This is a genomic window from Exiguobacterium sp. s125, assembly GCF_018618605.1.
Taxonomy (GTDB): domain Bacteria; phylum Bacillota; class Bacilli; order Exiguobacteriales; family Exiguobacteriaceae; genus Exiguobacterium_A; species Exiguobacterium_A oxidotolerans.
The window spans coordinates 590763-606377 of sequence record NZ_JACSMI010000001.1 but is presented as its reverse complement, the minus strand read 5'-3'; the positions used below and the strand labels follow the sequence as shown (position 1 = coordinate 606377).

General features: G+C 42.6%; 15 protein-coding genes and 1 other annotated feature. Of the genes, 4 read left to right on the top strand and 11 right to left on the bottom strand.

The features are described 5' to 3' along the window. Positions 1-2: 2 nt before the first annotated feature. Complete coding sequence (locus tag KNQ05_RS02895) at positions 3-1064, bottom strand: competence protein CoiA family protein (RefSeq protein WP_088837491.1); 1062 nt, start codon at positions 1062-1064, stop codon at positions 3-5. Positions 1065-1076: 12 nt separating this feature from the next. Then, the gene (cls, locus tag KNQ05_RS02890) at positions 1077-2588 is read right to left on the bottom strand and encodes a cardiolipin synthase (RefSeq protein WP_088837492.1); all 1512 of its coding nucleotides are present in this window, start codon (positions 2586-2588) and stop codon (positions 1077-1079) included. 71 nt (positions 2589-2659) lie between these two features. On the opposite strand from cls, the gene KNQ05_RS02885 reads away from it, so the two are divergent. Continuing rightward, entirely contained in the window at positions 2660-3382 is a 723-nt protein-coding gene (locus KNQ05_RS02885) for an SDR family NAD(P)-dependent oxidoreductase (RefSeq protein WP_214766456.1), read from the top strand. 65 nt (positions 3383-3447) lie between these two features. On the opposite strand, the gene mecA is transcribed toward KNQ05_RS02885, so the two are convergent. The 3 genes from mecA to KNQ05_RS02870 form a co-directional block, all read right to left on the bottom strand. Beyond that, positions 3448-4074, bottom strand: coding sequence for an adaptor protein MecA (gene mecA / locus KNQ05_RS02880; RefSeq protein WP_088837494.1), 627 nt, complete (start codon positions 4072-4074; stop codon positions 3448-3450). Between the two features lie 175 nt (positions 4075-4249). Then, positions 4250-4648 carry a transcriptional regulator SpxA gene (gene spxA, locus KNQ05_RS02875; protein ID WP_029330996.1) on the bottom strand — a complete coding sequence of 133 codons (399 nt, stop codon included), beginning with the start codon at positions 4646-4648 and terminating at the stop codon, positions 4250-4252. A 184-nt stretch (positions 4649-4832) separates the two neighbouring features. After that, complete coding sequence (locus tag KNQ05_RS02870; protein ID WP_167331086.1) at positions 4833-4970, bottom strand: hypothetical protein; 138 nt, start codon at positions 4968-4970, stop codon at positions 4833-4835. 225 nt (positions 4971-5195) lie between these two features. On the opposite strand from KNQ05_RS02870, the gene KNQ05_RS02865 reads away from it, so the two are divergent. Continuing rightward, positions 5196-5729, top strand: coding sequence for an HD domain-containing protein (locus KNQ05_RS02865; RefSeq protein ID WP_029330997.1), 534 nt, complete (start codon positions 5196-5198; stop codon positions 5727-5729). 39 nt (positions 5730-5768) lie between these two features. Here the strand turns inward: KNQ05_RS02865 and KNQ05_RS02860 are convergent, their stop codons facing one another. The 5 genes from KNQ05_RS02860 to KNQ05_RS02840 form a co-directional block, all read right to left on the bottom strand. Beyond that, on the bottom strand, positions 5769-6722 hold the full coding sequence (locus tag KNQ05_RS02860) for an ABC transporter ATP-binding protein (RefSeq protein WP_029330998.1): 954 nt from the start codon (positions 6720-6722) through the stop codon (positions 5769-5771). Then, positions 6722-7795, bottom strand: coding sequence for an ABC transporter ATP-binding protein (locus KNQ05_RS02855; RefSeq protein ID WP_159173523.1), 1074 nt, complete (start codon positions 7793-7795; stop codon positions 6722-6724). Before KNQ05_RS02855 ends, KNQ05_RS02860 begins: the two co-directional genes overlap by 1 nt. Positions 7796-7822: 27 nt before the next feature. Then, on the bottom strand, positions 7823-8854 hold the full coding sequence (gene opp3C, locus KNQ05_RS02850) for an oligopeptide ABC transporter permease (protein WP_088837496.1): 1032 nt from the start codon (positions 8852-8854) through the stop codon (positions 7823-7825). After that, complete coding sequence (gene opp3b, locus KNQ05_RS02845) at positions 8854-9780, bottom strand: oligopeptide ABC transporter permease (protein ID WP_088837497.1); 927 nt, start codon at positions 9778-9780, stop codon at positions 8854-8856. The genes opp3C and opp3b overlap by 1 nt, the downstream gene beginning before the upstream one ends. Before the next feature lie 337 nt (positions 9781-10117). Continuing rightward, the gene (locus tag KNQ05_RS02840) at positions 10118-11725 is read right to left on the bottom strand and encodes a peptide ABC transporter substrate-binding protein (protein WP_088837498.1); all 1608 of its coding nucleotides are present in this window, start codon (positions 11723-11725) and stop codon (positions 10118-10120) included. Between the two features lie 271 nt (positions 11726-11996). Between KNQ05_RS02840 and KNQ05_RS02835 the strand changes: the two genes are divergently transcribed. Both KNQ05_RS02835 and trpS read left to right on the top strand, forming a co-directional pair. Beyond that, a complete protein-coding gene (locus tag KNQ05_RS02835; RefSeq protein ID WP_088837499.1) occupies positions 11997-12377 on the top strand; it encodes a DUF3899 domain-containing protein in 381 nt (126 codons plus the stop codon). A 60-nt stretch (positions 12378-12437) separates the two neighbouring features. Continuing rightward, positions 12438-12646, top strand: a binding site (T-box leader). 50 nt (positions 12647-12696) lie between these two features. Further along, a complete protein-coding gene (trpS, locus tag KNQ05_RS02830) occupies positions 12697-13701 on the top strand; it encodes a tryptophan--tRNA ligase (RefSeq protein ID WP_239456910.1) in 1005 nt (334 codons plus the stop codon). Positions 13702-13806: 105 nt separating this feature from the next. Here trpS and KNQ05_RS02825 read toward each other — a convergent pair whose 3' ends face one another. Further along, positions 13807-15450: a peptide ABC transporter substrate-binding protein gene (locus KNQ05_RS02825; protein ID WP_088837501.1), complete on the bottom strand. Its 1644-nt coding sequence runs from the start codon at positions 15448-15450 to the stop codon at positions 13807-13809. Between the last annotated feature and the right edge of the window lie 165 nt (positions 15451-15615).

Here is a 15615-nt window from a genome sequence, read left to right as displayed (position 1 = left end):
AATCACTCCCTTACTTCATTTATACCTGTTTCTTTTTCGACAAACAACTGAATTGCTCCTGCTAAAACGGCGTCTTCTTTAAAACGGTTTACAGTTGTAGCAATACTAGATTGCTGACATATGCGTGCGACAGCTAGTAAATTCATCCAATCCTCTACCACACGTCGAAGCAGATTCGGCTCATGAGAAATCCGGCATGCGTCGAGACAGGAGACTAACGCATGTTCAAGTCGGATTTTCGAGTAGTTTCCTTGTAAGGATAAATAAAGTGTCATTTGAAGTTCAAAAGGATGGAGTGGAAAGGCGAGAAGTGTTTCGATGGGTAAAAAACAGTGGGCTGGAAGGTATAAAACATGCAGACCTGCTTGATAGAGTGGATTTTTGAGTAGATGATTTGGCATCGTCGAGAAGAAAGGACGTAGTCGGTATTTCCGCACAAGTTGAATCCATTTTTTCGCAGAAAATTTCCGGGGAAATGCTTGGGGGGTAGGTCTAATAAATTGTGTGAAAGAAGTTTCTAGTCGTTGACAAATCACTAAGTGTTTCGTAAAAGGGACAGCAAAACCATAGCGGTTAATTTTTCCCTGTTCGATTAAATCGAGATAACCATCCGTCAATAATGCTTGTTTCATCCACCCGTCTAACTTAATGATGCATCCGCCTGTTGGATGAAAGCCAATCCAGCGCACAGCATATGCTTTTTGTTGATCAATCGTTCGTCGTCGATTCCACTCCAACGCGGTCATCTTCGATCGTTGGATTTCTACCGCTATCCGGAGTGCAGGGATCCACAAGTCAAATCGACGTTGCCCTTGAACTTGTTCTAAAGCGACGTCATAACCTAAGCTACGAAAGTATTCCGCTAAAGTCGTTTTCCAACCTTGATGTGCACTCGACTCTCCCGTACATGCTGAGACATGAACAAAATGCGTTCGCTTTCGTCCCTGCCTGACCCGTAACCGGTTCAGGCAATAAGGACAATACAACGTCATTTGCTTTAATTGTTCGACTTGTACGAGATGGATATTGATTCGGCGACCTGTTTCATCAACGGCTTCAAACATGACAGCACCCCTTTAGAGTAAAGGTGAGAATAGACGTGAAACTGACTCAATCAAGCGTTGCGAAAAACTGCGCTGACTGAAGTAATGGCGATCAACTTGAGTCGAATGCGAAAAATCATCATAAAAATCCCGGGTCAGTTCGTGAACGGAATTTGTACCATACAAGAAGGCATTGACTTCAAAGTTCAGATGAAAACTTCTTAAATCCATATTCGCCGTTCCGATGGTTGCAATCGCATCATCGACGACAATGACTTTGGAATGCATGAATCCTTTATTGTATTCGTAGATTTTAACGCCTGCTTGGAGTAAATCGTCGAAATACGAGCGACTCGCATAAAAAACAACTTTATGATCCGGAAAACTCGGCAAGAGAATTCGAACATCGATTCCGGACATCGCTGCTGTTTTTAATGCTGTCATCAAGTCCTCGTCCGGAATCAAGTACGGTGAAGCAATGTAGACCGAACTTCGTGCTTCCGTAATCAATGCGAAGTAAAGCGACTTCATGGTCTCTTGCGGTTCGTCCGGTCCACTGGCGATGATTTGAACGCCCCCTGTTGCATCCGTGACCACTTCGAGCGGCTCCATGTAGAAAGGTGTGAACAGACGCTCTCCTGTCATGTAGTACCAATCCTGTAAAAATATCAATTGGAGCTCTGACACAGCCTCTCCACGAACGACAAGATGCGTATCTCGCCAAAATCCGAATGCTTTATCTTTCCCGATGTATTCATTTCCGACATTGATTCCGCCTGTAAATGCGACCGTTCCATCAATAACAACGATTTTACGGTGGTTTCGATAATTGGATTTGCTGGAGATGAAGGGAAGGACGACAGGGAAAAAGGCATGCACTTCAATGCCAGCCTGAATCATCTTTTTAAAGTAACTTTTGTCAGTAGAGAAACAACCGACTGCGTCATATAAGAAACGAACCTCGACCCCAGCCTCAGCACGTTCAATCAAAGCGGCTTGTAACTCGAGGGCTAACGCATCATCGCGGACAATATAGTACTCTAAGTGAATATGGTGCTCCGCTTGACGGATTTCAGCGAGCAAGAGCGGAAATTTCTCCTCTCCGTTAGTCAATATCTTCGTATGTGTATTATACGATATTGGAAGCCGGCTGATGGAATCGATAAGTTTGACAACCTTTGCATAATATCCATGTTTGAACACTCGATTGTGTATACCATGATCAAATTGGGTACGATATTTAATGTATGACTCTTCATCAAGCATCGCTTTTAAGCGAAACATTTTTTTACGGCGATAGTTCTGACCGAACGTGAAATAGACGAACACGCCTACGACGGGCAGCGCCATCATGACAAGCGCCCAGACTAAAGTCCGTTCGGGATTTCGATTTTCAAGTAAGATGATGATGAAGACACTTAAAACGATTAAGATGATGACGATTGATAACCAACCGACCATGTAGACACTCCAGTAGTAAGACAAAAACGCCAGTAAGCTACAGGTCAACAGTAACGTCATCAGCAGTTGAACACGTCGTAACATGAAATCCCCTCCTCTTTCTTTTTACTATGTATCAAGTTTTTCGACTCTATTATCAGAAGGGAAGTATTCGAATGAAAACTTACATCGTAACGGGCGCGACTGGTGGAATCGGGGAAGCGACCACCCTCCAACTTGCAAAAGAAGGACATACCGTTCTTGCCTTAGGGAGAAATACCGAAAAAGGAACGGTACTCGAACAACATGGACAAGGCAACATTCATTTCTTCCAGGTCGATCTTGCTAAACCACCAGAGATTCAGCAGTTCTTCGATGACACCGCGACTGACTTTCCAACCATCGATGGCATTTTTAACAATGCCGGAACTTTTGGAAAACCTGTCGCACCTGAACGCGTAACAGATGCCCAACAAGAAGTATTCCAAGTCAATTATCATGCACCTGAACAAATCATTCAACTCGCTGTCAAACGATTTTCCAAAGGGGCTTCAATCGTTAACAATAGCGCAATCGTCGGACATGTCAAATTCCCGGCGATGCTCTTACCTTATGCGTCTTCAAAAAGTGCTCTTATCACCCTTACGAAAACTTACGCGGCCCGGTTTCATGGAAAGTATCGTTTTAATGCGATCTGCCCCGGCCCCGTCGATACAGCATTAAGCCATTCCTTATACGGTGGGAAAGACAAGTTTGACTTGGCAATGAAACATCACCTTCGCGGGAACGCAGCACAGCCGGCTGAAATTGCAGAAGTCGTCTGTTTTTTATTGTCGGATAAAGCTAGTTATATCAATGGCCAATCATTAATCGTCGATGGTGGATATACATTGACGTGATGCTAACAAAAAAAGGACTGCTCCCTTTTTGTATAGGAGCAGTCCTTTTAACGTGACATTTGTATTTAGTTCGTAAAGTGCTTACGGACGACAGCAAAAACATCGTCGGCAATGATGGTTTTACCATACTCTGCGACCGGATGAATCGTTTGTTCGCTAAATTGCAAGTACTCGGCAATCAAACTCATCACGTTTTCTTGTTCTTCCACTTCCACTTCGTCTTTAAAATGGACGTGGAGCAAGTAGGCACCATCTTTTTGATAGAGCGCTGTTTTCAAATCTTTGAAGACCGGTGCTTCTGCATATTGGCTAAGAGCAATAACATGCTCAAAATCCGTCGTTTCAAATAATACGTCTTGGCTGAGTTCTGTTTCTTTATCTTCTGCCTCAGACATTGCTGAACGGAGTAATGAATCCAACTCTTCTTCATCCACTTGTTCGCCATCAACTGTTGTTTTAGCGATTGTAACCGTCACTTCAAGACCTTTTTCAAATGCTTGAACTTGTATCCATAGTGGACCTTCGAAGGAGATGGACTCTTTTTCATTCGCTTCATCCATCATCTGCCAGAATAACTGTTCTCCACGCTCACGGTTATACCAAATCTCGTCTCGGGCAAAGCCGCGGCGTTCGATATCCGTATACGTAATGAAGAACTTGACCGTGTTGTCATTGACGCGTTCGATTTTCAATATGTCCACTCCTTTCATCTCGCTCTTATCTAGTATACGAACGAGCACATAACATGGATTCAAAAAGAACCCCTTTTTAACCATATAGGGTATATTCCTTTGTTATCTTTATTTTAACCTTTTTTGACGGTAACAAAAAGCACACTGCTCACGGAAGCAGCGCGCTGGTTAAAATTTATTCGTTTACCAAGCGTTGCGCTTCCATCAATTGGAAAGTGCGAACTTTACGTGGTAAGAAACGGCGAATTTCATCCTCATTATATCCAACTTGGAGTCGTTTTTCGTCAATCAAAATCGGACGACGTAACAATCCAGGATATTCTTGAATTAAATCATAAAGATGTTGCAGCGACAAGTTCTCGACTGAAACGTCTAATTTAGAAAAGACTTTTGAACGTGTCGAGATAATCTCATCTGTTCCATCTTCCGTCATACGAAGAATTTGTTTGATTTCATCAAGCGACAATGGTTCCGAAAAAATATTTCGTTCCACAAATGGGATTTCATGTTCTTCAAGCCACGCGCGCGCTTTACGACAAGAAGTACAGCTTGGTGAAGTATAGAGTGTTACCATTGAAAAACATCCTCCCCCTGATTTACATCATGTCTGAACTATAAAAAGGAACGTATCCTTTTCCTAATTATTAATGATGATTCTATTACTTGACAGTTTACATTGAATTTCAAATAAAACCTAGCTATTTTTTAAGATGAAAGAACTTTTTCGTAAAAAAACTCGCTGGAGCCACGAGATGGCTTCAGCAAGCTGGCGTGTGATCAAAAGGTTGAGAAATCGTTTCTTTTGCTTTCGGGAGTTTCATTTCTTTTAATTTCTTTTCGAAAATATCCCGCAAAAGTCGTTTTTTCAACTTTTTCTTCTTATCACGTTCTTTCATAACTCCGACACCTCACTCGGTCCGAAAAAAGAACAAGCAACCAACGAAAGCTGAATTATCATCTTCTACATTAATTAGTATACCACGTTTGCCTAAATTCTATTCCTACTTCGGTTAATTAAATGTGTGAGATTGTTGCGTTCATTTAAGCAGAGAGTTGCAATTACTTGCAAATTCACGTAGAGTATATAGAAATACTTACTCGTTGAAAGGAGCATTTCAGTTATGCCAGTTACTTTAGTTACAATTATCGAACACCCGATTGCCCAAAAATATTTAGAGCGTTCTGGGCTCAATCATGCGATTTCCGTTGCGGAACGGGCATTGACGCTTGCGACACAGCGTGGTCTTGATGCTGATTCGGCGACAAAAGCAGCACTGCTTCATGACATCGGCCATTATGAATGGTATACGGATGGAACATGGAATTATGATCTTTACCGTCAAAATGATATTCATGCGATTAAAGGAGCAGAACGTGCCCATAAGTTATTAATTCGTTTAGGGGAAGAGCCGGCACGCGCAAAAGAAATCTCGCTTGCCGTCCTCTTACACACGGATTCATATCTCCCACCAGGTACAATTAACCGGACCCCACTCCAACAACTCGTCCACGATGCCGATACGTTAGAAGAGCAACCGGGTGGTTTGCATCATTATGAGAAAATCCCCTTTGATGAAGCCGTCAAACGTCTTGATGCATTAGATTCAGTTGTCCATCGCTTTAGTAACCTTCCACGAATCGCTTCCGAAAACTAAAAAAAGGCATTCCTGAACGATTCAGGAATGCTTTTTTTATTAGACGAGTTGTGCTTGATACGCTTCAAGCTCAGCATCCGTCATCGAGACGTAATGTCCCGGCTCGATTTCACGAAGTGCAGGGATACTCGAATCTTCACTCGATTTACCAACGGCTCCGCCTGTCGGGCGATCATAGACAATCCGTTTACGTGTCCGTTCGTGCTCTGGATCCGGTAGCGGGATTGCAGATAAGAGCGACTTCGTATACGCATGAACTGGGTTCTCGTACAAACGATCCGCATCACATAACTCAACAAGGTGACCTTGATACATAACACCAATCCGGTCCGAAATATATTTAACCATCGAAAGATCGTGGGCGATGAATAAATACGTCAAACTGCGATCACGTTGTAATTGTTTCATCAAGTTGACGACCTGTGCTTGGATGGAAACGTCAAGTGCCGAGATCGGCTCATCGGCAATGATGAAGTCCGGTTCTACTGCTAGTGCACGTGCGATCCCAATCCGTTGACGCTGACCACCAGAGAATTCGTGGGGGTAACGACTCGCGTGTTCTTTCGTCAAACCTACTGTTTCTAACAAGTCGTAGACACGGTTATCTCGCTCTTCTTTTGATTTCGCAAGTCCGTGGATATCAATTCCTTCTGCGATGATATCTCCGACTGTCATCCGTGGATTTAGAGATGCGTAAGGATCTTGGAAAATCATTTGCATCGCACGGTTGAACTTCAATTTTTCTTTACGTGATTTCTTCGCATGGACATTCTCACCTTTGAACAAGACTTCCCCGTCTGTCGCATCGTAAAGTCCGATAATCGAACGACCCGTCGTCGATTTGCCGCAACCTGACTCTCCAACAAGACCAAGTACTTCTCCTTCATAAATATCAAATGAAAGTCCGTCTACTGCTTTGACGACACGTCCTCGTCCAATATTGAAATGTTGCTTTAGATTTTTTACTTCAAGTAATTTATTACGGTTTTCCATTACTTAAGACCGCCTTTCAAAAGCGACTTCGCAAATGTACTATCTGGACGATATTTCAGTGCGAGGTCACGGATGGCTGCTGGTGGTTCTACGTAAGGAGCTTGTGGATGTAACAACCACGTTGCTGCTTCGTGTGTATCAGTGATACGGAAGAACGGAGGTTCTTTCTCGAAATCAATTTTCATCGCATATTGATTACGTGGTGCGAATGCATCACCTGTAGGCGGATGAAGCAAGTTCGGTGGCGTACCCGGAATCGCCGGTAAGTCCTGCGAACGGTCATCTGAAGGGCGTGGCATCGATCCGAGAAGTCCCCATGTGTACGGGTGGCGTGGTTCATAGAAAATCTCATCAACCGTACCTTTTTCAATCAATTTCCCAGCATACATAACAGCTACGCGGTCGGCCATGTTCGCCACGACACCGAGATCATGCGTGATGAAGATGATTGCTGTACCTGTTTTTTGTTGAATGTCTTTTAAGAGCTCTAAAATCTGAGCTTGAATCGTAACGTCGAGTGCTGTCGTCGGCTCATCGGCAATCAAAACTTTCGGGTTACATGCTAACGCAATCGCGATAACGATCCGTTGACGCATCCCACCTGATAATTGGTGTGGATATTGTTTTAAACGTGCTTCCGGATTCGGAATCCCTACGAGCGTCAATAATTCGAGCGTCCGTTTTTTTGCGGCATCCCCTGTCAAGCCTTGGTGACGTTTCAAACCTTCTGCAATCTGTTTGTAAATTGTCATCGTCGGGTTGAGTGATGTCATCGGATCCTGGAAGATCATTGCGATGTCACGACCACGAACTTTTTGCATTTCCTTGTCCGACAACTTGACTAAGTCACGGTCTTCGAAAATAATCTCACCATTCGTGATCTCACCAGGAGGATTCGGAATCAGTCGCATGATTGCTTTTGATGTAACCGACTTTCCTGAACCAGATTCACCAACGATTGCAAGTGTTTCACCTTTTTTTAAATCAAACGATACGCCACGGACGGCTTGTACCGTCCCGGCATACGTATGGAAAGCGACGGTTAGGTCGCGTACAGATAAAATAGTTTCCATTGTGGATGAACTCCTCTCTAATTTCCGTTAGCGGCGTAGACGTGGGTCAAACGCATCCCGTAATCCATCGGCCAACATGTTAAAGCTGATCATTAGGAGTACGATGACCGTCGATGGCACGACAAGCAAGTAAGGGAACGTCTTCAATTCTTTGTACCCTTCGTTGATCAATGTACCAAGGGACGGTTTCGGTGGAGCGAGACCAAGTCCAATGAAGCTAAGGAACGCTTCGAAGAAAATCGCACTAGGAATCGTGAACATAAGTGAGATGATAATAATTCCAAGAGTATTTGGAATCAAATGCTTAAAGATTAAACGTGAGCTAGAAGCCCCAAGCGTACGTGCTGCGAGTACAAATTCCTGATTCTTAAGTTTCAAGATTTGTCCTCGAACGAGTCGACTCATCCCAATCCATCCGGTGATGGTCATCGCCAAGATAATCGTCGTGATCCCCGGTTCAAGAATCAAGATGAACAGAATGATTAAGATTAAGTTCGGAATCCCGGTCAGGATTTCCGTAATACGTTGCATGATGTTATCAACACGACCGCCATAGTAAGCAGAAAGTCCACCATATGTGACACCGATGATGACATCGATGATTGCAGCCATGACACCAATAAAGAGTGAAACGCGTGTACCTTCCCAGACACGTGACCAAGAGTCACGTCCGAGATGATCCGTTCCGAACCAGTAGTTTTCTGTTACTTGTTTTTGCTCGTAAAAATCAATTTCTTTATCACCTAATGTTGCCATACCATCAAATCCGGCCCACTCAAGCCCTGTTACTTTTGGTGGTAGCTTCGCTTGCGTGATTGTTTGCGTGTAAGCATCGCGCCCTGAAATCATCGGTCCGAAGATTGAAAGTAACGCAATGATAAGAATGATGATGAGCGAAAGAATCGCTGCTTTATTTCGAATAAGACGCGTCCAGGCATCTTGCCAGAAATTTAAACTTTTTCCGGCGATACGCTCTCCGGCTTGTTCGTTGAACTCAACCGTTTGAAACAGTGACGAATCGAATTGTTCCGTTTTTGCATTTGAATTTTGCTCTGCCATTATTCATTACCCCCCAAACGAATCCGTGGATCAACGACACCGTACAGTAAGTCGACGATCAAAATCATAAGGATGAAGACCGCTGAGAAGAACAGTGTTGTTCCCATGATGACTGTATAGTCATTTAGCGTGATTGATGATACGAACAACTCACCAAGACCCGGTACAGCAAAGATTCTTTCAATGACGAGTGTTCCTGTGATTAAGGCAGCAGTCATCGGTCCAAGAATCGTAATTGCTGGAATCAAGGCATTACGCACCATGTGTTTCCACGTGATCGATTGTCCATCTAGTCCTTTTGCCTTAGCAAGCGTGACATAATCCTGTCCTGTTACCTCGAGCATCTCCGTTCGAACAAAACGAGCGATGGAGGCAGTAACTCCTAAGGACAAGGAAATTGTAGGCAAAATCGTATGTGCTGGGCTTTCCCAGAAGGCGACCGGCAAAATGCCCCATTTCACTCCTACGTAGTATTGAAGAAGCGAAGCAAATACGAACGACGGTATTGAAATACCGAGTACTGATGCAAACATCGCACCGTAATCAATCGCTGTGTTATGACGTAGTGCCGCAACGACACCAAGTAAAAGACCTGCAAAGACACCGAGTATAAGTGCTTGTGCTCCTAATTGAGCTGACGGTCCGATCCGTTCCATGATTAAATCTGTAACAGGACGGCTATCATATTTAAATGATACTCCTAAGTCACCTTGGAACAAGTTAACCATGTACGCTGCGTAGCGTTGTGGAAGTGGATCATTCAAGTTGTACTTATCCCGAAGGATATTCAATTGCTCAGGAGAAAGCTTTTCCTGGTTTTGGAACGGTGAACCTGGTAACAGATCCATCAAGAAGAACGTGAATGAAGCGATGAGTAAAAACGTCAGTACGCCGTAAGTAAGGCGTTGAGCTAAATAACGGCCCATAGATGGCACCCCCTATAAAGATTTTTCTGTTTTTTTCGAAAACATCAATAAAACCAGTATGACGTAAAATTGTCGGAACATTCAAGAATTTTGTTGTAAAATTTTAAATTCTTTTTTGTCCCAACCTGATATGATGCCCCCCCATGATCACTGTTTTTTCACAGTTAACCAATATTTCAGAATTTTTCGTTTGATTCCATTATACTTTGCTAACAAAGTAATTAGAACATCTTTTTTACAAATAGTTCACATTTCGTTTAGAAATGATTACACATTCAGAAAAAGTAGTATAAAACAGGAGCGTTCCCTGAACCTAATTCGGGACGCTCCAGTTTTTTTACTTCATATCAACATATTTGTATTGGAAATCCGCACCAAACAATTGGCGTTTGAAGTTTTCAACTGTCGGACGGCTCAAGTAAGCTGCACCTGCTTGATACAATGGCGCAATTGCTTGATCTTTCTCGATCAATTGGGCTTCCGCTTGCTTGAACAAGTCGAGACGTTTCGTAACATCTGCTTCTTTATTGGCAGCATTCAACAACTTATCATATGCTGATGAGTCGTAATTAACATCGTTTTGACTATTTGTTGATTCAAAGATCGACAAATTCGACATTGGATCTTGGTAATCAGGACCCCAAAGTGAATACGACATTTGGTAGTCACCTTTAGACTCTAAATCGAGTTTGTTCTTGAATGGCTGTTGTTTGATTGAAACTGTCACGTTCGGCAAGTTTCTTTCAATTTGACCTTTCATGTACTCACTTGTCTTTTTAGAGTCTTCGCTGTCGAACGATAATAGTTCAATCGTTGTTTTCTTATCGCCATTTGCTTTTTTCCAAAGATCAGCTGCTTCGTTCCCATCACGATCGAACCAGTTAATGTCACTCGTATAGTCTTTTCCAGCTTCATCTTTAATGAAGTCTTTTGGAATGAAGCTTGTTGTTGGAATCGAACCATTCGCAAGTAACGTTTCCGTGATGCCTTTAGGATCAATTGCGCGAGCGATCGCTTTGCGGGCATTGACATCTTTCATCGTCGCATCTTCGTTATTGAACTTCAAATAAGCGATCGTAGAACGTAATGCCGTATTGAATTCAGGTTTCGATTCATAAACAGCAACTTGTTCAGATGTTAAGCCAGCATAATCGATGTCATTCGATTCATACAGGTTAGTGACCGTTGACGAATCTTTAACGACACGAATCGTTACTTCGTCAAGACTGACGGCATCTTTATCCCAGTAGTTTTCATTCTTAGTCAAGACACGTTTTGAATCTGTTTTCCAAGATGTCCAAACGAATGGTCCGTTGTATAACAATTTATCCGGTTGAAGTGAAAAGTCTTTTTCGTTCTTTTTATAAAAATCTTCACTAATCGGTGTATATGTTCCAAATGACGTCAGTGACAAGAAGTACGGCGATGGACGCTCAAGTGTTACTTCAAGCGTTTTATCATCAAGTGCTTTGACTCCTAATTCATCAACTGGTTTTTTCCCTTGTGAGACAGCTGCACCATTTTTGACAGTATCAAAGATATAGGCATATCCTGAACCTGTTTCTGGATCAACTGCACGTTTCCAAGCAAATTCAAAATCTTGTGCTTTGACTGGAGAACCATCAGACCATTTCGATTCACGAAGTGTAAACGTGTACGTGAGGTTATCACTCGAGATATCTGTTTTTTCGGCTAGTGCAGGAATCGCCTTACCTTCTTTGTCTAACCGGTAGAGTCCTTCCATCGTGTTCCCAATCATATCAAATGCGACTGAATCCGTTGCTTTAGCCGGGTCGACCGTCGTAATATCGGACGTACTCGTTAAGCGCAAGTTTTTCTTGTCTGAAGAACCTGAATCTTTATCTCCGCTCGTCGAACATCCTGCAAGGACTACACTCCCTGCTAGCATGACTGATAACGCGAGACCGACAGTTTTTTTCTTCATCGGTGAGTCATCTCCTTTTCAATTTTCAAGTTGCCATAAACAGTTATGACATCAATAACGTTGGATCGAATCCACATGCATTCCCCAAAATGCATTGACCTGGTTTCGAAAATTCAAACGAAGTGATAAGTTGATTTTATGTGAGAATAACAATAACGTCAAGTGAATAGTCACACTATTTGCTGTTTTAAGATATATAACCGTAATAAATTCGTAACTTTCGGGAGCATTGCGTATAATGAATTCATAATCCATATTAAGGGGGACTACTATGCGTTTTCACTTGTTTCGTCCGATTTTAATCGCTTTAATTTTATCGATTATTTACACCATTTGGGCGAGTTTCACGGATTCAACCCATTCTTTTTTTTATCACTTTTCGGGTGGGTTATTTATCTCAGGATTCATCTTAATGGCAATCGGATTATTTTCTAACATGTCTGCAAATGGATTTTTTAGAGGACTGACTGCCGGGTTCAAAAAACAACGTGAGGCAAGATTACGAGAAATCGATGGTGAGTATCACGAGGACGAAGATGAAGAGCACGAAGTGTATGAAGAAAAGCGGAAACGTTCTTTAAACCGGACAGGGCCATACTTGTCTAGCGGCTTATTGTGCATTGTTTTCTCATTGCTTTTATCATTCGTTTAAACGAATTTTTCGTGACGCTAGACAATGGTCTATGGTAAAATCTTGTTAAGTTACATGTATAATAACACGGTGAAGAAGAGTAGTACATCGAGTCGTCACTTTAAGAGAGTCCATGGTTGGTGTGAATGGATAGTGGATGCAGATGGAATGGACTTCGGAGTGGCTGACTTGAACAGTGAAGTAGAGTCAGACGGGATTGCCCGTTACAGCAGTTTAGAGCGGCTATTATCATAGCAACTTGGGTGGCAACGCGATGACTCGTCCCTTGATTATTCAAGGGACGAGTCATCTTTTTTTATTCTATTTTCGGAGGGAAACGATTATGAAAACGATTTTTTCAGGTATTAAACCAACCGGTACAGTCACGCTAGGAAACTACATTGGGGCGATGAAGCATTTTGTCAACTTACAAGATGAGCATGATGCCTATTATTGTATCGTCGATCTCCATTCGATCACAGTCGAGATTGACCGTGTCGAGTTGATGAACAATACACGTGCCCTCGCTGCACTGTATATTGCAAGTGGTCTCGACCCAGAAAAAGCGACGATTTTCGTCCAATCAGAAGTCAAAGCACACGCGCAGCTCGGATGGATGTTAACGTGCCTAGCAGGTATGGGTGAACTTGAACGCATGACGCAATATAAAGATAAATCACAAGGAAAAGAGCGGATTGGCGCAGGTCTCTTCGTCTATCCGACGTTAATGGCCTCTGACATCCTTTTATATGATGCGGAACTCGTCCCTGTCGGTGAAGATCAAAAACAACACATCGAGTTGACACGCGACTTAGCACAACGATTCAATAGCCGGTACTATGAGACCTTTAAAATGCCTGAGCCAGTCATCGCAGAAACAGGTGCTCGTATCATGAGTTTGACGACACCAGAGAAAAAAATGTCTAAAACAGATACGAATCCAAAAGGCTACATCACGATGCTCGATGAACCAGCTAGTATCCGTAAAAAAATTAAGTCGGCCGTGACGGATTCGGAAGGAATTGTTAAGTTCGATCGGGAAAACAAACCGGGTGTCTCAAACTTACTCGAAATCTATTCACTACTCGCTAATATCTCCATCGCCGAGCTCGAAGCGAAATACGAAGGTTCAAATTATGGCGTGTTCAAAGCAGATGTTGCTGAAGCAATCATTGCCGAGCTCGAGCCGATTCAAAAGCGCTATTATGAGTTAATCGATTCAGAAGAACTCGATGTCATTTTAGATCAAGGCCGTGAAAAAGCTGACCTCGTCGCTTCTCGTAAACTTGCTAAAGTAGAAAAAGCCATGGGGCTCCAACGCAAACGTGCTAAAGTCAAAAAATAATCAATTCTTTCATTAAAAAAGGTCCCGTGCTCTTTACACAAAGAGCACGGGACCTTTTGTCAAAAAAAGAGAGCATCTCTACACTAGAGACGCTCTCTTGACATTTTATTTACCTTCGATCGAAGCCCATTTGTAAGAGAAGTCTGCGCCGAAGTTATGCTCGACAACACCTTTTACGTATGGTTTAACGAGGAACGCACGTCCACGTTGATAAACAGGTGAGATTCCCGCAGAATCAAGAAGGATTTTCTCTGCTTCTTGAAGCTCAGACCAACGTTTTGCTGCATCCGTTTGTGTTTGTGCATCTTTGATGAGTTTGTCGTACTCTGGATCTGACCAGTCACCACGGTTATATGGTCCATCAGTCAAGAAGAGATCGAGGAACGTCATTGGATCTTGATAGTCAGGACCCCAGCCTGCGAATGAGAATTCGAAGTCGCCTTTGTTTTCAAGATCAAGTTTGTTTTTGAACGGTTGTTGCTTGATTGTGACTTTCATACCTGGAAGGTTCTTTTCAAGCTCGCCTTTCAAGAACTCACCGATTTTCTTCGCATCATCACTATCATAGTTAAGAAGCTCAAGTTCGACTGAATCTTTGCCGATTTCTTTTAAGCCCTCTTCCCAAAGTTTTTTCGCTTCATCCGCATTGAACTCGTTGAATGTTGGATACTTTTCACGGAAGTCTTTTCCGTCAGCATCTTTCGCGAAGTCTTTTGGTACAAGATAGTTTGCTGGAAGTGATCCGTTTGCAAGGATGACATCCGTGATTCCTTTTTTGTTATATCCCATGTCGATCGCACGGCGAATTTTTTCATTTTCGAGTGCTTCAACTTTCGTATTCAAGTAAAGGTAGAAGATTGTTGATTCACCTTTAGTTTCAAATTCTTTATTATCTTGATACTGAGCTACGAATTCAGATGAAAGACCTGTACGGTCGATCGTCCCTTTTTCGTAAAGGTTAACAGCAGTCGAAATTTCTTTTACGACCTTAACATTGATCGTGTCTAATTTGACGCTATCTTTATCCCAGTAGTTATCGTTTTTAACCATTTTCCAGCCTTGTTCACGTGTCCATTCTGTTAACTTGAATGGTCCATTGTAAAGTGATTTGTCAGCTGTCGTACCGAAGCCCTTACCGATTTCTTTCGAAAGTTCTTCCGATTTCGGCATGAATGGACCGAATCCAGTCAATCCGAGGAAGTAATCTGCAGGTGATTTTAATTTTACTTCGAACGTTTTATCATCAACTGCTTTAACGCCTACCGCGTCACGCTCGCCTTTTTTCGTGTTGTATTCTTCAGCACCTTCGATGTTGTAGAATACGTACGCATATTGCGATGCGTTTTCTGGGTTAAGCACTTCTTTCCAAGCGTACTCGAAGTCTTTTGCAGTGATTGGTGTACCATCAGACCAGTTAGCATCACGTAGCTTGAACGTGTACGTCAATTTGTCGTCAGAAACCGTATGGCTTTCTGCAATACCTGGTGTTGGCTGTTGCTTGTCATCCAAACGGTAAAGACCTTCCATCGTGTTGTTCAAGACGTTGAAAGAAACAGCGTCCGTAGAAGTTGTTGGGTTAAGCGTCGGGATATCCGCGCTTTCGATCAGGTTAAGCGTCTGCTCACTTGATTTTTTGTCCGAACCGTTATCGCCCGATGAATCATTTGAATCAGTCGTCGAACAAGCAGCAAGGAATGCGCTTGATACGAGCGCTACCGAGGTAGCGAGTGCAAAACTTTTCTTTTTCATGATACGATGACCCCCCTAAAATTTCCAAAGCTAGTAATCTAAAGTTTTTGTCCGAAAAAAAGTAGTACTTTTTGGCCGAACAAAACTCTCCGTTACAAATAGTTTACAATGTTCTGATAATTTTGCAAAGCTTTTATCCGATTTTTCTAAATATTTTTTCAAAAA